This is a genomic window from Pseudomonas sp. B21-035 (genome assembly GCF_024748945.1).
Taxonomy (GTDB): Bacteria; Pseudomonadota; Gammaproteobacteria; order Pseudomonadales; family Pseudomonadaceae; genus Aquipseudomonas.
Genome location: NZ_CP087179.1, coordinates 3,233,841 through 3,253,055, shown reverse-complemented (window position 1 = coordinate 3,253,055; position 19,215 = coordinate 3,233,841). Strand labels below are relative to the sequence as shown.

Annotated in this window: 13 protein-coding genes; 1 reads left to right on the top strand and 12 read right to left on the bottom strand. The window is 64.7% G+C overall.

Going from position 1 to position 19,215, the window contains the following annotated elements:
- Positions 1 to 62: 62 nt before the first annotated feature.
- Entirely contained in the window at positions 63 to 2,090 is a 2,028-nt protein-coding gene (locus tag LOY22_RS14825; protein WP_256326725.1) for a PAS domain-containing sensor histidine kinase, read from the top strand.
- Here the strand turns inward: LOY22_RS14825 and LOY22_RS14820 are convergent.
- The 12 genes from LOY22_RS14820 to LOY22_RS14765 all read right to left on the bottom strand — a co-directional run bounded on the left by LOY22_RS14820 (position 2,051) and on the right by LOY22_RS14765 (position 19,139).
- Positions 2,051 to 3,010, bottom strand: coding sequence for a lysylphosphatidylglycerol synthase domain-containing protein (locus tag LOY22_RS14820; RefSeq protein WP_258593716.1), 960 nt, complete (start codon positions 3,008 to 3,010; stop codon positions 2,051 to 2,053). The two genes, LOY22_RS14825 and LOY22_RS14820, sit on opposite strands and share 40 nt — an antisense overlap.
- Entirely contained in the window at positions 3,007 to 4,218 is a 1,212-nt protein-coding gene (clsB, locus tag LOY22_RS14815) for a cardiolipin synthase ClsB (protein WP_045198102.1), read from the bottom strand. The genes LOY22_RS14820 and clsB overlap by 4 nt, the downstream gene beginning before the upstream one ends.
- Positions 4,215 to 4,997: an endonuclease/exonuclease/phosphatase family protein gene (locus tag LOY22_RS14810; RefSeq protein ID WP_258593715.1), complete on the bottom strand. Its 783-nt coding sequence runs from the start codon at positions 4,995 to 4,997 to the stop codon at positions 4,215 to 4,217. The genes clsB and LOY22_RS14810 overlap by 4 nt, the downstream gene beginning before the upstream one ends.
- Positions 4,994 to 6,628, bottom strand: coding sequence for an ATP-binding protein (locus tag LOY22_RS14805; protein WP_093381980.1), 1,635 nt, complete (start codon positions 6,626 to 6,628; stop codon positions 4,994 to 4,996). Before LOY22_RS14805 ends, LOY22_RS14810 begins: the two co-directional genes overlap by 4 nt.
- Positions 6,629 to 6,749: 121 nt before the next feature.
- A complete protein-coding gene (locus tag LOY22_RS14800) occupies positions 6,750 to 7,805 on the bottom strand; it encodes a lipopolysaccharide assembly protein LapB (RefSeq protein ID WP_258593714.1) in 1,056 nt (351 codons plus the stop codon).
- Between the two features lie 228 nt (positions 7,806 to 8,033).
- Positions 8,034 to 9,461, bottom strand: coding sequence for an efflux transporter outer membrane subunit (locus LOY22_RS14795; RefSeq protein WP_093381983.1), 1,428 nt, complete (start codon positions 9,459 to 9,461; stop codon positions 8,034 to 8,036).
- A complete protein-coding gene (locus tag LOY22_RS14790) occupies positions 9,458 to 12,637 on the bottom strand; it encodes an efflux RND transporter permease subunit (protein WP_045198110.1) in 3,180 nt (1,059 codons plus the stop codon). The genes LOY22_RS14795 and LOY22_RS14790 overlap by 4 nt, the downstream gene beginning before the upstream one ends.
- A gap of 12 nt (positions 12,638 to 12,649) precedes the next feature.
- The gene (gene mexE / locus LOY22_RS14785; protein WP_093381986.1) at positions 12,650 to 13,891 is read right to left on the bottom strand and encodes a multidrug efflux RND transporter periplasmic adaptor subunit MexE; all 1,242 of its coding nucleotides are present in this window, start codon (positions 13,889 to 13,891) and stop codon (positions 12,650 to 12,652) included.
- 125 nt (positions 13,892 to 14,016) lie between these two features.
- Positions 14,017 to 15,336, bottom strand: a complete 1,320-nt coding sequence (locus tag LOY22_RS14780) for a di-heme oxidoredictase family protein (protein ID WP_093381989.1) — start codon at positions 15,334 to 15,336, stop codon at positions 14,017 to 14,019.
- Positions 15,333 to 16,634 (bottom strand): ABC transporter substrate-binding protein, encoded by a 1,302-nt coding sequence (locus LOY22_RS14775; protein WP_093381991.1) that lies wholly within the window; start codon positions 16,632 to 16,634, stop codon positions 15,333 to 15,335. Before LOY22_RS14775 ends, LOY22_RS14780 begins: the two co-directional genes overlap by 4 nt.
- Entirely contained in the window at positions 16,621 to 18,663 is a 2,043-nt protein-coding gene (locus LOY22_RS14770; protein ID WP_258593712.1) for a TonB-dependent siderophore receptor, read from the bottom strand. Before LOY22_RS14770 ends, LOY22_RS14775 begins: the two co-directional genes overlap by 14 nt.
- A 200-nt stretch (positions 18,664 to 18,863) precedes the next feature.
- Positions 18,864 to 19,139 (bottom strand): hypothetical protein, encoded by a 276-nt coding sequence (locus LOY22_RS14765; RefSeq protein WP_093381997.1) that lies wholly within the window; start codon positions 19,137 to 19,139, stop codon positions 18,864 to 18,866.
- Between the last annotated feature and the right edge of the window lie 76 nt (positions 19,140 to 19,215).

The following is a 19,215-nucleotide window of genomic DNA, read 5'->3' as shown; positions in this document are numbered from 1 at the left end:
CCGATTGTTCAGGCCCCCACCGTCAGCCGAGTTTGCCCATGTCAGGATCAATGAGTGTAAAGGTGCGTAACCACGACTGGGCCAGTACCGCCCTTGGGCCTTTGCACCTGTGGCCGGCGCCCTTGCGCATTGCCGTGGACATGCTGCTGGCGTCAAAATTCCCCGGTTGCCTGGTCTGGGGGCCGCAGTTGGTGACCATTTACAACGATGCCTTCAAGCCGATCCTCGGGGCCAAGCCCGAGGCACTGGGACGCGGCTTTGACGAGGTGTGGAGCGAGGCCTGGGAGAACATCGGCGCGCTGGTCTTCCGTACCCTGTCGGGGGAGGCGATCTTCATCGAGAACTTCCCGTTGATGATCAATCGCAACGGCAGCCTCGAACAGGCCTATTTCACTTTCTGCTACAGCCCCATTCGAGACGAGCGCGGGGCGGTGGCCGGCTTTCTCGACACGGTGATCGAAACCACCGCCAGCGTCGAGTCGGCGCAGCAGTGGCGTCACCTGGCCAATACCTTCGAGCGCCAGGTGCAGGAACGCACCTCTGATCGAAACCATTTCTGGGACTTGTCCGGCGACATCATGGTGATTGTCCTGCCGGATTTGCGCATCAGTGCGGTCAACCCGGCCTGGAGCCAGATCCTTGGCTGGGCAGCAGACGAGGTGCTGGACACCTCGATCATGGACTTACTGCATGCCGACGACCAACCGCAAGTCGCCTCGCTGGTCGAGCGCCTGCGCGCCGGCCAGCGCACCGAGAACACCATCAGCCGCTTGCGCCACAAGGACGGGCACTACCGCTGGTTCAACTGGGCAGCGGTACCCTCGGAGCTTGGTTTTACCGCCGTGGGCACCGACATCAGCCAGGAGCGCGAGCGCGAAGAGGCGCTGCGCCATGCTGAAGAACTGTTGCGCCAGAGCCAGAAGATGGAAGCCATCGGCCAACTGTCCGGCGGCATGGCCCATGACTTCAACAACCTGTTGACCGGCATCAGCGGCAGCCTGGAGTTGCTCGAACGACGCATTGCCCAGGGTAATCTGGACAACCTGCAGGTCTACCTTGATGCCGCTCGGGGTGCGGCCAAGCGCGCCGCCACGCTCACCCACCGCTTGCTGGCCTTTTCCCGGCGCCAGGCGCTCGACCCCAAGCCTGCCTGTGTCAACCAACTGGTGCAGGATATCGAGCAGTTGGTCCAGCAGACCGTGGGTAGCCATATCGATCTGCAGGTCCAGGTGGAGCCGGCGCCCTGGTGGGTACTGATTGATGCCAACCAGCTGGAAAATGCCCTGATCAACCTGTGCATCAATGCCCGCGATGCCATGGGCGCCGGTGGCTGCCTGCGCATCACCACCGCTAACGAACGTCACGAGCTGGCCCTGGAGGGCGAAGACAGCCTGGGCCCGGGTGATTACTTTGCCTTGCAGGTGCAGGACAACGGCCACGGCATGAACGCCGATATCGTCGCACGGGCCTTTGACCCGTTCTTTACCACCAAGCCGGTCGGCCAGGGCACCGGGCTTGGCTTGTCGATGGTCTATGGCTTTGTCCGTCAGTCAGGGGGCCGGGTGTGGATCGATTCGAGCCCTGGCCAGGGTACCCGGGTGAAGGTCCTGCTGCCGCGCTATGTGGGCGAGCTGCCGCAGCCGCTGGCCGGCCAGCCGGGGCGCAAGCGCTACCCACGCGCCAATGGCGAACGCATCCTGCTGGTCGACGACGAGAGTACCTTGCGCTTGCTGATCAAGGAGGCGCTGGAGGAGGAGGGCTTCGAGGTGTTTACCGCCGCTGACGCCAACAGCGCGCTGCAGCAGTATCGCCAGTTGGGCACGGTTGACCTGGTGATCACCGATATCGGTCTGCCAGGCGGCTTCAGTGGCCGTCAGGTGGCCAATGCCCTGCGCATGCTGCAGGCGCAGCAGAAGGTGCTGTTGATCACCGGCTTCGCCGAACAGGAAGTGACCGACCAGGAGGTGCTGGAGCCCGGCATGGCCCTGATGACCAAGCCCTTCGCCCTGCAAGACCTGGTGCATCAGGTACACGAGATGCTCGAACCGGTTCAGCCGGTGGTTTGCGAACTTTCCCCGCTGGCGCGCTGACTGGCCAGGCGCTCGAGCATCAGGTAGGTCAGCGTGGCTACCAGCAACGGCAACAGAAAGTAGACCGCCCGGTAGCCAATCAGCGCCGCGAGCAGCGTGCCCTTGCCGTAGGTGTCTTGCAGCAGGGTCAAAAACACCGTCTCGAGTACCCCAAGCCCGGCCGGAATATGAGTAATGACCCCGGCAATGCTGCTGATCATCAGTACCGCCAGCACGGTCGGGTAGCTAGCCCCCTTGGCCAGCAGGATGAACACCACCAGCGCCATCAACGACCAGTTCAGAGCGCCCATCACCACTTGCAACGCTGCCAGGCGGATGCCTGGCAGGGTGATCTGCTGCTTGCGAAAGTGCCAGGTGCGGCGAGTCGCGAAGGCGCAGGCCAGCAGGTAAGCGATGACCACCAATAACAACGCTGCACCGATCAGGCGCAGGCCGGTATTGCCGATCTCCATGCCCGCTGGCAACTTCGGCAGCCCGCAGACGAACAAGCTACCGGCCACCGCGAAATAGCCTGCCCAGTTGGTCAACAGCCCCAGGCTGAGGATCCGGGTGATGGTCGCGACCTTGAGGCCGAGGCGGCTGTACAAACGGTAGCGCAGGGCGATGCCGCCGACCCAGGCGCTGAGGTTGAGGTTGAAGGCGTAGCACACGAAAGCCAGCGGCAACACCTGGCGCGCCGGCAAATGATGCCCGGTGTAGTAGCGCCCGAGCAGGTCGAAGCTGCTGAACAGGGCAAAGCTGCACAGGGTTACGCCTGCAGCCATTGCCAGGGTGCGCCAGCGATAGGAGGCCAGGGCTTGGTACACCTCTTGCCAGTCGAGGTTTTTCAGCACGCTGAACAGCAGCACCGGCACCAGGATGAAGAACGCCAGGGTCAGCGCCTGGCGGGCACGGCGCCAGTGCTTGTGCTGCTTGCTCATGTCGGCTTGCCCGCAGGTTGCTCGCCGTCATACAGCGGCTTGAGCCGTGGTACATGGGCCGGCAGCCAGCCGATCACGGCCGGGAATCGGCGGATGAAGTGAAAGGTCAAAAAGATCAGCGGCGCCCGCCACCAGTAGCCACGCAGTGCCCGCTGCAGGCTTACCGGTTTGCAGCGGTGGGCGGTAAGCTCCTGCAGGTGTTCATGCAGGCGGCTGTTGAAGGTCTGGTCGCGGATGACCAGGTTGGCCTCAAGGTTCAGGGCCAGGCTCAAAGGGTCGAGATTGCTTGAGCCGACCGTCGACCAGTGCCGGTCCACCAGTGCCACCTTGCCGTGCAAGGGCCGTTCGCAGTACTCGAAAATGCGCACGCCGTCGCGGATCAGGTAGTTGTACAGCAAGCGCGAGCACAAACGCACCCAGGGCATGTCGGGCATCCCCTGCAGCACCAGGGTAACCTTCACGCCCCGGCGCGCGGCATTGCGGATCGCCCGCAGCAGGCGGTAGCCGGGAAAGAAGTAGGCATTGGCAATGGTGATCCGCTCGCGGGCGCCGTTCAGCGCCCGCAAGTAGTGCTGTTCGATGTCGTTGGGGTGATCCTGGTTATCGCGGATGCACAGGGTCATGCTTGCCTGTTCGCTGTCGGCGGCGATCGGCACCCGGCGTTGCCACCAGCGCCGGGTTCCGGGCTTGAGCGCGCTCTGTTGCTCCAGCAGGGTCAAGGTGGCGCGCTGCAGGTCGGCGACGATCGGCCCGCGCACTTGTACCGCGTAGTCCTGCTTGGCCATCGGTCCGAAATCGGCCAGGTGATCGGCGCAATAATTGATGCCGCCAACAAAACCGACCTCGCCATCGACCACCAGGATCTTGCGGTGCAGGCGGCGAAACAGATTGGTGCGCATGCCCAGGCGTTTCGGGCTCGGGTCGAAGGCCTGCAAATGCACGCCGGCGTCGCTGAGCTCGCGCAGGTAGTCAAGGCTCAGGTCTGCGGTGCCATAACCGTCGACCAGCATCTCGACCTTTACCCCGCGCCGGGCGGCGGCGATCAACAGTTGCTGCAACTGCTTGCCGACCTTGTCTTCAAAGATGATGAAGGTTTCCAGGAGGATTTCCGCCCGGGCCTGCTCGATCGCGGCAAAGGCGCTGGCGAAATAGTCCTCGCCGTTGATCAGCAGTTGCACCTGGTTGTCAGGTCGCCATTGGCTGTTCACAAGAGCACCTCCACTGCCAATGGCAGGTGATCGGACAGGTGGGTCCAGGGCTTGCGCGCCATGACCTTGGGCGCCTGTGCGCGGGCATTGCGCAGGTAGATGCGGTCCAGGCGCAACAGCGGCCAGCGCGCCGGAAAACTGCGTGCCGGGCGACCATGGGCCTGGCTGAACACTTCATTCAGGCCGCATTCGGCCAGCACTGCATCGGCGCGCTGGCGCCAGTCATTGAAGTCGCCGGCGACGATCACCGGCGCGTCGTTCGGCAGGCTGTGCAGTAATTCGCAGAGCAGGTGCAACTGCTGCTGGCGCTGGCGCTCGTCCAGGCCCAGGTGCACACAGACGGTATGCAGCTCGCACTCGGCGGGCAAGGCCAGTACCGAATGCAGCAAGCCGCGCTGCTCGGTGCCATGGACGCTGACATCGAGGTTGGCGTGGCGCCGGATCGGGTATTTCGACAGCAGGGCATTGCCGTGTTCGCCGTCCGGATACACCGCATTGCGGCCGTAGGCGAATTCTGGCCAGAGGCTGTCGGCAAGAAACTCATATTGCGGCACATCCGACCAGTTGCGGTGGCGCAGAGCGTGCTGGCGGTGGTTGCCGAGCACTTCCTGGAGGAACACCAGGTCGGCGTTTTCGCTGCGTACCGCCTCACGCAGTTCTGGCAGCACGTAGTAACGGTTAAGCGCGCTGAAGCCCTTGTGCGCATTGACCGTCAGCACCCGCACCCGCTGCACGGCCGGCGCCGCCGCCAGGGCGGCGCTGGGTTGCACCTGGCTCATGAGGTGCTGCCCTTGCCGAGCATCTGCGCGACCTTGGCGGTCAACTGGGCGAACTCGAAGGGTTTGCAGATCATCTGCATGCCGGGGTCAAGAAAGCCGCCGCGGGCCACCGCGGTTTCGGCATAACCGGTGATGAACAGCACCTTGAGTTGCGGGCGCAGTTGCCGGCCGATTTCCGCCAGTTGCCGACCGTTCATGCCTGGCAGCCCGACGTCGCTGACCAGCAGGTCGACCGCTTCTCCGGCCTGCAGAATGGCCAGGGCGACATTGGCATCCTCGGCCACCTTGCACGGGTAACCCTGGTCACTCAGCACCTGATGCACCAACTGGCGCACAGCGGGGTCGTCCTCGACAATCAGCACCGTGTGGCTGTTGCCGCAAGGTGGCGCCGGCGTTGCTGGCTCTTCGCTTTCACGGTTGGGTGCGGCGTGGCGCGGCAGGTAGACATCGACCCGGGTGCCGTGGCCGATGCGGCTTTGCAGCGCCACATGGCCCTGGGACTGCTTGCTGAAGCCATACACCATCGACAGCCCCAGGCCCGTTCCCTGGCCGATTGGCTTGGTGGTGAAGAACGGGTCGAAAGCGCGGTCCAGGGTACTTTGCGGCATGCCACAGCCATTATCGTTGAAGCTGATCAGCACATAGTCGCCAGCGGCCAGCGAGTGGCCACCGAACAGGCTGCCGTCCTGGCGCTGATTGCTGGCGCTGACGGTCAGGCGCCCGCCGTTGGGCATGGCGTCGTGGGCGTTGCTGAGCAAGTTGCCGAGGGCTTCCTGCAGCTGCGCCGGGTCGGCTTCCACGGCCCACAGATCCGCCTCGATATGCAGTTGCAGCTTGATCTGCGGGTCAAGCAACGGCTGCAGGCGCTCGGCCGTGAGCAGGGTGGCAACTTCCACGGGCTGGGCATCGAGCGATTGCCGGCTGGAAAACGCCAGCAGGCGGTGGGTCATGCTGGCGGCGCGTTTGACCGCCGCCTGGCTGAGGCTGAGCAGGGCGGGCAGGGCGTCGTGGCGACCCTGCTGCAGGCGTTTGCCGATCATTTCCAGGCTGCCGCCGATGCCAGTCAGCAGGTTGTTGAAGTCATGAGCGACGCCGCCTGCGAGCTGACCGATGGCTTCCATTTTCTGCGCCTGGCGCAGGTACTGTTCTTCTTCGCGCAACTGGCGCAATTGCTCTTCGACCCGTTGGCTCTGGCGCTCCAGTTCCTGGCCCTGGTTGCGTGCCTGGTACTGGCGCCGCCGCGCGCGCAACGAGGAATGGGTCAGGGCCAGCAGGTTGTCGGGTTCGAATGGATACTGCAGCAGGAACAGGTTGCCGAGCGCGGCGTGCTGGCTTTGCGGCGGGCTCTGGCCCTGGACTGGCGGGCCCGTCAGCAGCACCACCGGCAAGTCCGACCAAACCGGCTGCTTGCCAAGGTAAAGGTGCAAAGGCGAGCGTACGCTGCCGTCCAGGCAAGTGTCGGCAATGATCGCCAGGCCCACGCCTTGCTCCAGGGCAAGGCCCAGGTCTTCCATGCTGGCCGCTTGCAGCGCCTGGATGCCGGCCTGGTCGAGCAGGCGCTGGGCCAGCTGGCTAAGCTGGGCCGGGGCCAGGATCAGCGCTCGTTCGGCATTGGCTAACGCGTCGCCCACGGGTGTTCTCCTTTGATAACGCTCAGGCAAGCACCGCCGGTGCCTGCCGTGTTCGCACTATCTCTGGACCACAGGCTGGGTTGAGGGGTTCAACCGGGTTGTCAGACGGTCGTTTGCAAGCCTACAGGCCTTGCTGCACCAACGGATCGTCGGGATTCTGCTGCTCCAGCTGGGCCAGCAGCACCTGCACATTCTGCAACTGGCCGGTCTCTTTCCAATACTCGATCAGCAGCACCCGGGCCTTGCGGTTGGCCGGTTGCCGGGCAAGGATGGTTTCCAGTTGCTTTTGCGCGGCGTCGACCTGCTCCAACTGATGCAGGCTGGTGGCCAGGGTGTAGCGGTAGTCATTGTTGTCTGACTCCAGCTCCAGGGCCCGGGCAAAGGCCAGCAGGGCGTATTCGTCCTGGCCGTGGCGCAGCAGCCAGCGGCCCAGTTCATGTTGTAGAAAGGCCGAGTCGGGACGTTGTTGCAGGGCCTTGGCCAGCACCTGGCGCGAGGCGTCGGTCTGGTTCTGGCGCTCCAGCAACTGCACCTGCGCGGCCAGTGCTTCGAGGTTATCCGGCGCCAGCTGCAAGGTGCGCTCAAGCGCCTGCGCGGCCTCCTGGTAGCTGTTTTCATGCAGGTACAGCTGCGCCAGGTGCAACTGCGCGCTGGCATCGTCGTCGCGCTGCGCCAGCACCTGCTGATACTGCTCCAGCACCTCTTGCAGCGGGCCGAAGTACAGGCCGATGTCATCGGCGCTGAGCCCCAGCAGGGCATCGACCACGGCAAAGCGTACGCTTTGCTCCTCATCATCGAGCAACGGCCCGAGCACCAGGCTGCGCTGGGCGCCGGGCAGCATCGTCTGGATACTGGCGATGGCCGCGCGACGCACCAGCGGCTCGTCATGCTGCAGGTCGCGGCTGGCCAGTTTCAATGCCAGCGGCGAGGGGTAGTTGGGCAGTTCGGCGTACAGGCTGGCGCGGCGGATCGGCGACAGGTCATTGCGCCCCAGTTGCTGGTAGAGCACCCGGGCGGCGCCGGGCTGGCCGTCATGGGCCATGGTCAGGGCCTTGGTGTAGCTGTGCTTGAGGGCAGGCGTCGGCGCCGGGCTGTCGTCACGCCAGAAATAGCCACCCAGGCCGAGGATGATGAGCAGGGTCAGGCTGATAAGCGTGTACTGGCGCTGTTTCGACATGGTGAATCCGAAGCGTGTCGCGGCTGCAAAGGCTTGAGCTTGGGTCACGAGGGCCGGTGACGTCAAATGTAAAAGGGGGGTGGGTCCCTATCGCGGGGCAAGCCCGCGCCTACAGATATCGCAGCGATGCCAAACCTGTAGGCGCGGGCTTGCCCCGCGATTGGCCATAAAAAAGCCCCGCAAGCGGGGCAAAAGGCCGGTCAGAAACCAACCAAAGGAGCCGTTGAATCAGTTCGCCGCAGCCACGCTTTCGGCCTGCCAGCCGCCACCGAGGGCCTTGTAGATGGCGACGATGCCGCGGTACAGGTCGACTTCGCCCTGGGCCTGGGCATCTTCGGCGCTCAGGCGTTCGCGTTCGGCGTCGAGCAGCACCAGGTAGTCGACCGTGCCTTCGCGGTAGCGAATCGAGGCGAGATCGGCCGCCTTGCGACTGGCTTCGCTCTGGCGCAGCAGGGCCAGCAGCCGTTGCTGGCGTTTGCTGTAGTCGCTGAAGGCGTTTTCCGACTCTTCCAGGGCCAGCAATACCTGCTGCTCATAGTTGGCCAGGGCGCCCTCGGCATCGGCGTTGGCGCCGCGCAGGCGGGCGCGCACGCTGCCCAGGTCGAAGGCCGCCCAGGTAATGCTCGGGCCCAGGGCCCAGGCCTTGGCGGCCGAGGAGCCCAGTTGCGAGCCGCGCCCGGCGGTAAAGCCGAGAAAGCCGCTGAGGCTGACCCGGGGGAACAGGTCGGCGGTGGCCACGCCGATGTTGGCGGTTGCCGCTGCCAACTGGCGCTCGGCGCTGCGGATATCCGGGCGGCGCTTGAGCAGCTCGCCGGGGTCGCCCACCGGCAGCGCCTTGGCGATGGCCGGCAGTTGCGCCGGCGACAGGTCAACCGCCAGGGCGTCCGGGCGCTGGCCGAGCAGAGTGGCGATGCGGTTGCGCGCCCGTACCTGTTCGGCCTGCAGTTGCGGCACACTGGCCTCGACCGCCGCCAGGCGGGCATCGGCCCGCACCACATCAAGGTCGTTACCGACCCCGGCGTCACGCAAGGTTTCGGTGATACCCCGCGAATCCTGCTGGGTCTTGAGGTTGGCCAGGGCGATCTTCTCGCGCAATTGCGCACCGCGCAGCTGGCCATAGGCATCGACCAGTTCGGCGATCAGGCTCACCTGCAGTTGCTGCAGGTCGGCCTGGGCGGCGTCCTGCTCGGCTTCGCTGGCTTCAAGTTGACGCTGGATGCGGCCGAACAGGTCCAGCTCCCAGGCCATGTCCAGGCCCAGGTCATAGCGTTCGCTGTTGACCCGATCTTCGCTCTGGCCAGGCACCTGGCCCTTGCCCAGGTCGGCGCTGGCGCGGCTGGTGACGGTGGGCAGGGCGTCGTTGCTGACATCGTCGCGAATCGCCCGCGCCGCTTTCAGGCGGGCGAAGGCCACGCGCAGTTCGCGGTTGCCGTCCAGCGACTGGCTGACCAGTTTGTTCAGCACCGGGTCGTCGAACTGCTTCCACCAGATGCTTTCAAAACGGCTGCGGTCGAAGGCGGCCTTGGCGCTCGGTTCGTTGGCCGCGCTCAATTGCGCCGCCGCGGTGTCCGGGGCCTTGTAGTCCGGGCCCACCGCACAAGCGGCCAGGGCCAGCACCAGCAGGCTGGGCATAAAGAATTTCACACTGCGGTTCATGCATGAGTCTCCAGCTTCAGCGCACGCGCCGCTTTGCGGGCCTGGCTGCGTTCCACGTAACGGCGGATCAGGACAAAGAACACCGGCGTCAGCAGCAGACCGAAGAAGGTCACCCCGATCATCCCGGAGAACACCGCCACACCCATGGCATGACGCATTTCAGCACCGGCGCCGGAGGAGAACACCAGCGGCACCACACCCATGATGAAGGCGATCGAGGTCATCAGGATCGGCCGCAGGCGCAGGCGGCAGGCTTCCAGTACCGCGGCCAGCGGGTCGAGGCCTTCGGCCTGTTTGTCCTTGGCGAACTCGACGATCAGGATGGCGTTCTTGCACGCCAGCCCCACCAGTACGATCAAGCCGATCTGGGTGAAGATGTTGTTGTCGCCACCGGACAGAATCACCCCGGTAATCGCCGACAGCAGGGTCATCGGCACGATCAGGATCACCGCCAGCGGCAGGCTCCAGCTTTCGTACTGGGCGGCCAGCACCAGGAAGGCCAGCAGTACGCAGAGCGGGAAGACGAACAGCGCGGTGTTACCGGCGAGGATCTGCTGGTAGGTCAGCTCGGTCCATTCGAAAGTCATGCCGTTGGGCAGTTCTTCCTTGAGCAGTTTCTCGATGGCCTTTTCCGCTTGCCCGGAGCTGTAGCCCGGTGCTGCGGCACCGTTGATCTCGGCGGTGATGAAGCCGTTGTAGTGCATGACGCGGTCCGGCCCCGAGGTGTCGCTGACCTTGATGAAGGTCGCCAGCGGGATCATCTCGCCCTGGTTGTTGCGCACCTTGAGCTGGCCGATCTGCTCGGCTTCAAGGCGGAACTGCTGCTCGGCCTGGACGTTGACCTGGTAGGTGCGGCCAAAGCGGTTGAAGTCGTTGGCGTACAACGAACCCAGGTAGATCTGCAGGGTGTCGAAGATATCGCTGATCGCTACACCGTGGGTCTTGGCCTTCTCGCGGTCGATGGCAGCATCGACCTGCGGCACGTTGACCTGGTAGCTGGTGAACAGCCCGGCCAGCTCCGGCACGTTGTGGCTCTTGGCGATGATGTTCTGGGTTTCCTTGTACAGCGCTTCATAACCCAGGTTGCCACGGTCTTCGATCTGCAGGCGGAAACCACCGATGGTGCCCAGTCCCTGTACCGGCGGCGGCGGGAAGATCGCGATGTAGGCGTCTTCGATATCGGCGAACTGCGCGTTCAGCGCGGCAGCAATCGCGGCGGCCGACTGGCTCGGGTCCTTGCGCTCGTCGAAGGGCTTGAGCGGGGTGAAGACGATGCCGCTGTTCGGGCTGTTGGTGAAGCCGTTGATCGACAGGCCCGGGAAGGCCACCGAGTCAGCCACGCCCGGTTGCTTGAGGGCGATCTCGCTCATCTTCTTGATCACCGCCTCGGTGCGGTCAAGGCTGGCGGCATCCGGCAGCTGCGCGAAGGCGACCAGGTACTGCTTGTCTTGCGCCGGTACAAAGCCGGTAGGCGTCGACGAGAAGCCCAGCCAGGTCATGATGATCAGGCCGCCATAGACGAACAGGGCGATGCCGCTGCTGCGGATGACCCGGCCGACAGCGCCGACATAGCCATGGCTGGCACGGTCGAAGAAGCGGTTGAACGGGCCGAACAGCCAGCCACCGAGCAGGCGTTCGAGCACTTTCGAGAAGCGGTCTTTGGGTGCGTGGTGCTCCTTGAGCAGTACCGCGGCCAGGGCCGGCGACAGGGTCAGGGAGTTGAAGGCCGAGATCACCGTGGAGATGGCGATGGTCAGCGCGAACTGCTTGTAGAACTGCCCGGTAAGGCCGGAAATGAACGCCGCCGGCACGAACACCGCGCACAGCACCAGCGCCGTGGCGATGATCGGCCCGGTCACTTCGCCCATGGCCTTTTGTGTGGCTTCCAGGGGCTTGAGGCCCAGGCCGATGTTACGCTCGACGTTTTCCACCACGACGATGGCGTCGTCCACCACGATACCGATGGCCAGCACCAGGCCGAACAGCGACAGGGCGTTGAGCGAGAAGCCGAACAGGTGCATTACCGCGAAGGTACCGATCAAGGAAACCGGAACCGCCACCAGCGGGATGATCGAGGCGCGCCAGGTCTGCAGGAACAGGATGACCACCAGCACCACCAGGATCAGCGCTTCGAACAGGGTGTGGACCACCGCCTCGATCGAACCGCGAACGAATACCGTTGGGTCATAGACAATGCTGTAGTCCATGCCTTCAGGGAAGTCCTTCTTCAGCTCGGCCATTTTCGCTCGGACCTCGTCGGAGATCTCGATGGCGTTGGAGCCTGGGCGCTGGAAGATCGGGATGGCCACGGCCGGCTGGTTGTTCAGCAGCGAGCGCAGGGCGTACTGGCTGGAGCCGAGCTCAACGCGGGCGATGTCCTTCAGGCGGGTGATCTCACCATCGGCGCCGGAGCGGATGATGATGTTCTCGAACTCTTCTTCACTGACCAGGCGGCCCTGGGTGTTGACCGACAGCTGGAAGCTGGTGGCCCCGGGTGCGGGTGGCGCGCCAAGTTGACCGGCGGCTACCTGACGGTTCTGCTCGCGAATGGCGGCGACCACGTCGCTGGCGGTGAGGTTGCGCGAAGCGGTCTTGTTCGGGTCGAGCCAGACCCGCAGCGAGTAGTCGCCCATGCCGAACAGTTGCACGTCACCGACACCGCCCAGGCGCGCCAGCTCATCCTTGATGTTGAGGATGGCGTAGTTGGACAGGTAGAGCATGTCGTAACGGTTGTCCGGCGAGGTCAGGTGCACAACCATGGTCAGGTCGGGCGAAGCCTTGTCGACGGTAATACCGATACGCGTGACTTCCTCGGGCAGCTTGGGCTGGGTGCGGGTCACGCGGTTCTGCACCTGAACCTGGGCGTTGTCCAGGTCGGTACCGAGGGCGAAGGTGACGGTCAGGGTGACCTTGCCGTCGGCGGTGGACTGCGAGGACATGTAGAGCATGTTCTCGACCCCGGTAATCGCCTGCTCAAGCGGCGCGGCGACGGTTTCGCCGATCACTTTCGGGTTGGCGCCAGGGAAGTTGGCACGCACCACCACGGTGGGCGGTACCACTTCCGGGTATTCGCTGATCGGCAGCTGGAACAGCGAGATGCTGCCGGCGATCAGAATCAGCAGCGACAGCACCGCGGCGAAGATCGGCCGGGTGATAAAAAACTTGGAAAAATTCATCGGACTGATCCCTTAACCGCGCGGTGCCGAGGCACTGGCGAGTTTTACGCTGGGGGTGGCCACTGTTTTGCCCTGGATACTGGCTTCGAGCGCCTGACGTTGTTGGGCGAGGGCGGCGATGGTCGCGTCACTGGCCATTGGCGTGTCCTGCGGGTCGACTGGCGAGCCCGGGCGTACCCGTTGCAGGCCCTTGACGACAATGCGGTCATCCTTGCTCAGGCCGTTGCGCACGATGCGCAGGCCTTCGAGTTTCGGCCCCAGCTCGACGGCGCGGTAGGCGGCCTTGTTGTCTTTGTCCATGACCAGCACGAACTTCTTGCCAAGGTCGGTACCGACCGCTTCGTCGTTGATCAGCACCGCCGAGTAGGTGGCGCTGCCGACCAGTTTCAGGCGTGCGTACAGGCCCGGGGTGAACTGCCCGTCGCGGTTGTCGAACACCGCGCGGCCACGGATGGTGCCGGTCTTGGGGTTGACCTGGTTGTCGACGAAGTTCATCTGGCCCAGGTGCGGGTTGCCGTTTTCGTTGGACAGGCCCAGGTACACCGGGGTGCTCTGGCCGCGCTGGCCGTCGCGCGCCAGCTGGGTGTACTTGAGGTACACGCGCTCGTCGGCGTCGAAATAGGCGTAGACCTTGTCGGTGGAGACCACGCTGGTCAGCGGCGTGACGTCAGCCGTGACGATGTTGCCGGCGGTGAACTGCGCGCGGCTGACCCGGCCGCTGATCGGCGCGGTGACGCGGGTGAAGCTTAAGTTCAGGCGCGCCAGGTCCAGTTGCGCCTGGATCGCGGCGACACCGGCGCGGGCTTCGGCAGCGGCACTGGTGCGCGACTCGGCAAGCTCGGCGGAAATCGCGTTGCTGCTGCGCAGGCGCTCGCCGCGCTGGGCTTCGTTTTCGCTGCGGATGGCGGTGGCGCGGGCTTGTTGCAGTTGGGCTTCGAGGCGGCGGACCTCAGCCTGGAACGGACGCGGGTCGATCTGGAACAGCAGATCGCCTTTTTTCACCTGGGCGCCTTCGGTGAAGGCCACCTGGTCGATCTGCCCGGAGACGCGCGGACGCACCTCGACGGTTTCCGGCGCCTCCAGGCGGCCGGTGAACTCGTCCCATTCGTTGATTGGTTGTTCCAGCACCTTGGCCACGCTGACCTTGGCCGCCGCCGGCGCCTGCACGGCCTCCGGGGTGCGACCGCAGGCACTCATCACCAATACAGCCAATAGAGCAAGGGGGTAACGCAAAGGTTTGAGTGACTGTTCCATGGGGAGTCCGCCAATTTATTGATAGTGGGCGGATTCTGCGATTTGAAACTATCAACGACGAATCGAATGGGGCGAAGGTTATTATCATTGGGAATGATATGAGGGCATCTGGCCCGCGATTGAAATTACAGCGACCGCAAAAACGCCCGCAACGCCCGGCGGTCATCGGCCACCAGCGCCTTGAAGCGCTCGCGCGCCACTTGCGCTTCCCCGCCATGCCACAACACCGCCTCCTCAAGCGTACGCGCCCGGCCATCATGCAGGTACCCGGCACCGGGGTTGATCCGTTCGAGCAACCCCAGGCCCCACAGTGGCGGGGTGCGCCACTCGCGGCCGGTGGCCAGGTAATCGTCACGGCCATCGGCCAGGTCCGGGCCCATGTCATGCAGCAACAGGTCGCTGTAAGGCTCGATCTGCCGCGCTGACAACAGCGGGTAGAGCGGATGCTGCCCCGTGCTCAGGCGCGGGCGGTGGCATTGGGCGCAGCCAGCCTGGCTGAACAACTGTTCGCCACGCTGCACCTCGGGCTTGCTCCGGTCGCGGCGCGGCGGTGGCGCCAGGTGGGCCAGGTAGAAGTGCAGGTCGCCCAGTTGCACGGCATCGAGCTCCGGTTCGCCGCCGCTGGCAGCCTGGCGACAGGCCGCTTGCAACGGCGTGCAGTTTTGTTGGGGATACAGTGGCGAAGTGATCCCCAGGTCACCGTGCATGGCGCCGGCAATCTGCTGACGCAGGTCCGGCTGGTTGGCTTTGAGGCCAAAGCGCCCGGGCTCAAGGCGCTGGCGTTCGACGCTCCATACCTGGTTGACGCGGCCCTTGACGCCATCGGGCTTGGGCGCGTCGGCCAGTGCCTGCAGGGTGCTGGCCTCGATGGCTTCGAGCAGGCCCAGGCCGAACACCGGCGAGCCGACCCGCATCGAGGTGCGCACGTTACCCAACGGGCCGTAGGCCAGTTCGCTGAAGCTCAGGCGCGGCGAACGCAGGCCGATGCGTTCGCCATCGGTCAGGGTGACCCATTGCTCTTGCCAGCGCACTTGCGCCCGACCTTCAGCGGCCACGCCGGGAACAGCCGATTCGCTGAGCTGATCACCATAGACCGGATGCGCCAGCGGTCCGCCGTGGGCATCGTGCCCGGGTAGCGACAGGCGCACCAGCATCGTGCGCAGCGGTTGCTGTTCACTGGCAGGTGCCTGCCCGCGACCATTCTTGGGGTGGCAGGCAATGCAGCTGATGCGGTTGTACAGCGGCCCCAGGCCATCGACCGCTTCGTCCCGCGAAGGCGCCACCACCCAGGCCTGGCGGAACAGGCTGCGGCCGTGAAAGAAACGCTCCAGTTGCTGCGCATCGTCCAGCCCCGGCAAGGGCTGGGCGAAGGCTTCACGGCTGACGGCGGCGCTGGCGGGTGTGCTCAGCAGCGTGGCGAGCAGCAAGCAGATAGCGCGCTTCACAGGCCCATGGCCGATAGCAGGCGCTCGGCTTGCGCCTGTTGCCGGGCGCTATGGAACTGCCAGGCGATTTCCTCGCGGCCGAGGGCATCCTGGTCGCTCGCGGGCTGGCGCTGCATGCCATGGTCCTGGCGCTGGGCAAACAGTGCCAGCAACGGCGCCGACGCCGCTTGCTCTTCGTCGATCGGCGGCACGCTGAGAAACTCGCGCACCGCGGTCAGGTCGCGGCCCTGGGCTTCACCGGCATGCACCCGCGCCCACAACACGGCGAGGCGTTCATGGGGTTGGCCGAGCCATTGCTCGAACAGCGAGGTGATCAGCGCCAGGCGTTCGCGCGAGCTGTCGTCGGTGTAGGCATAGGCGCCCTGGCGGGCGGCGGCGAAGGGGTCGTGATAGCCCGCCGGCAAGTCGGCATAAATGCTGGGGCGCACCGGCAACTTGCGAATGTCCGGGTCGGCCAGCAGGCGTTGCCCTTCAGGCGACAACACGAAGCGCACGAAGGCCCGCGCTCCCTCGACCTGCCTGGCCTGGCGAGGGATGGCGATATGCGCCGGGTTGAGCCCGCCGTGGGCCGGGTAGACAAACTCGACCGCTTCGCCGTTACTCACCGCCGAAGCCACGAAAAAGTCGATCGACACACCCACTGCCGAACGCCCGCTGGCGACCTCGTCACTGACCAGGGTGCCGCCGCGACTGACCAGCCGCGATTGCCCGGCGAGCTCGCTCCACAGCGCCCAGCCTTGATCCCAGCCGTAGGCCTGCAAAACGATATCCAGCAGCACTGGGGCAAAGCCGACGCGCGCAGGGTCGGGCAAGGCGACGCGCCCGCGCAGGCGGGCATCGAGCAGGTCCGGCCAGTCTTGCGGGGCAGGCATGTTCAGCTTGGCCAGTTCTTCCGGGTTAATGGCAAAGCCATAACCGGCAAGCTCCGTGGCCTGGTAGCGCGCCGCGCGATCGCGCAGGGCGATGCCGCCAATGCGCGGCGGCAAACCGTCCAGCTCGACCCCTAGCGGCTGCCAGCCGGCGTCCTGGGCCAGACGCTTGAAGTTGCCCGGTGACGGCGCCCAGTAGACATCGACCCCGCCCTGGTCGGCCTGGCGCAGATAGGGCAGGGCATCGAAGCCCTGGCGCCAGAGGATCTGCAGGCGGTAATCGGGGTTGGCGCGCTCGAAGGCCTCTTCGAAGCGCGTCATCATCTCCTCGGGGTAGCTGGTCAACACCACCACCGGCTGCGGCGCGCCCGCCCGGGCACTGGCTGCGCCCAGCAGCAGCGCCAGCAGCCAGGCCTTAGAGCGGCACATTGAACTGTACGAAGTAGCTGCGGCCAATTTCCGGGTACCCCTCGCTGTATTCATAAAGGCGATCGAACAGGTTGCGGATGCCCGCTTCGATGCGCACGTCATTGCTCAAGCGATAGCCGCTTTTGAGGTTGTACAGCGCATAGCCGCCGCTCATCTGGCTGCCATCGGACATGTTGTAACGCCGCGAAGCGGCTTCGACGCTGGCGGTGTGGCGCCAGGCGTCGAGGTTCAGGTTGGCCGAGGCGAACAGGTTGTGGCGCGGTGTATCGATCGGGCGCAGCTCGGGATTGCTGCGGTTTTCACGATCGAGGTAGGTGTAGCTGGTGTTGAATTCCCAGTTGCCCAGATCGCCGCGCAGGCCCAGTTCGACACCCTGGTTACGCGCCTTGGCGATGTTCTGGTATTGGCCGCACGGCGCTGCGCAACCGGCGACCGGGGCGACGGTGACCTGCTGGATGGAGTCTTCGATGTTGCTGACGAACAGCGCCGTGTCGAGGGTCCATTGGCGGCTGATCGCGCCGCTGTAGCCCAGCTCGTAGTGGGTGGCGCGTTCGGACTTCAGATCGGGGCTGGGGATCACCGTGCCAAAGCGGGTCGAGTAGCGGTCCTTGATGGTTGCAAAGCGGCTCTTGCGCGCCACGGTCAGGCGCACCTGGCCGTTGTGGTCGATGCCCAGCAAGGGGCCTGTGTTGATGAACAGGCCCAACTGGCTGTTGACCGCATCGTCGCTGCCGGTCGGCTCGTCATACAGGGTCTTGACCCGGGGCGAGGCGGCGCTGGTACCGAAGTTTTCGGCCTCAAGGCTCTTGCGGTAGTTGTACGACACCCCGCCGACCACGCTGAAGATGTCGTTCAGGCGCAGGGTATCTTCCAGGGCGATGGACTGGGTCTGGTCGCGAAAGTGGGTTTGCGGGTCGCTGCCATCGCGCGAGCGGTGCACATCTTCCTTGAAGTGATAAGCGATGCCCAGGCGGTTGCCGGTGCTCAGGGCCAGGTCGCCCTCGACCGAGAAACCGGTGGACTCGTCATCGTATTTGCTCGGGAACCCCGGCTGCATCGCGCCATGGATACCGTTGTTGTAGACAAAGCTTTCCAGCGAGTTCTTGAAGGTGTCGCGGAACACCCGGGTCTTCAGGCCGTGCTCGCCGAAGCGGGTGTTGGTGGCCAGGAACAGGCTGGTCTTGTCCCACTGCGGCCACTCCCACCAGCGCTTGCGCTGGCCGCTGGCGGGCAGGTCGCCGGCGTAGGGCGGCTGGCCCTTGCGGCCTTCCTGCTGGACATAACCGAGCACGTACTCGTCGGTATCGTTGGGGGTGAAGCCGAGCTTGAAGCTGAACTTGCCGTCGCGCTTGTTACTGTTTTCCCGACGGCCCTTGCCTTGCTGGTTGTTGGTTGGCTCGAAGTCGTCGGGCAGCATCGTGTAGTCATAGTCGACATACGATACGCCACCCTGCATCCACCAGTTGCCCTGGTTGGAACCCAGGTTGGCGTAGCTGCGATAGGCGTTGACGTTGCCGTGGTCGGTCAGCTCCAGGCCGCCACCGACTTCACCTTCGAAGGTTTCGGTGGGCCGCCGGGTGATCAGGTTGATCGCCCCGCCCAGGGTATTGGGGCCGTACAGCAGCGAGGCGAAACCCTTGGCCACTTCGATGCGCGACAGGTCGTAGGTGGTGAAACGTCCCAGGTCGATGTTGCCGTCATAGGGCACATAGGTGGGAATGCCGTCGATATACACCGGCACCTGCAGGCGGTCAAAACCGCGCACGTACACCACCTGCTCGGCGCGCCCGCCCATGTAGGCGAGGTTCACCCCAGGCGCCAGGGCCAGGGCGCGGTCGACGGTCTCGCGGTCATGCAGGCGCATGTCTTCGAGCTCGACGACGCTGCTGCCGGTGGCGAGCGCCTCATCCTGCGGGGCCCAAATCTGGATTTCACCGAGGCTGAAGGTTTTCTTCTGCTCGGCCACGGCAGCCTCGGCGCTGATGGCGGCCAGGGCGAGCAGCAGGGTACGGGGGGCGAACGGGGTCATGACGCTCCTTGGTCGGTATCGTTATATATTATTTTATATAGCGCGTGGCGCAAAACGACCGACAGCTCCCTCCCCGGAGCCGTCTGATCGCATCGATCAAGCGGGTACGCGCAACGGCAGAACGCCGCCGATACTAGAGCCAGGCGAGCAAATTGACAACGCTATATAAGAATTTATATAGCGTATGGCTTACATGCGGATCAGCGTTTGCATTCGGCCAGCACCACCTTGCAGGTCCTGGGCTGGCCGCCGGAGCGCCCGGCGTAGCGGATGCAGTTGTTCATGGATTTCTGCCGGGCGATCTGCAAGGTCGGGCCCCACGCCAGGCCACCTTCGCCGGCTGTGGGCACGGCTTTGGCGTGGCAGTTGGAACCGGCATTGGCGGCCAGGTATTTGGCCTTGGGTTTGCTCGAGCAACCGGCCGTGAGTGCCAGGCAGAGGGCGAGCAGGCAGGTGGTGAAGAGGGTAGTGTTCATGTCAGAGGCAGTCCGGATCGCCGAAGGGGGCTGTGCCCGGGTTGGCTACCGGTCAACTCAATTATAGGTTCTTGGC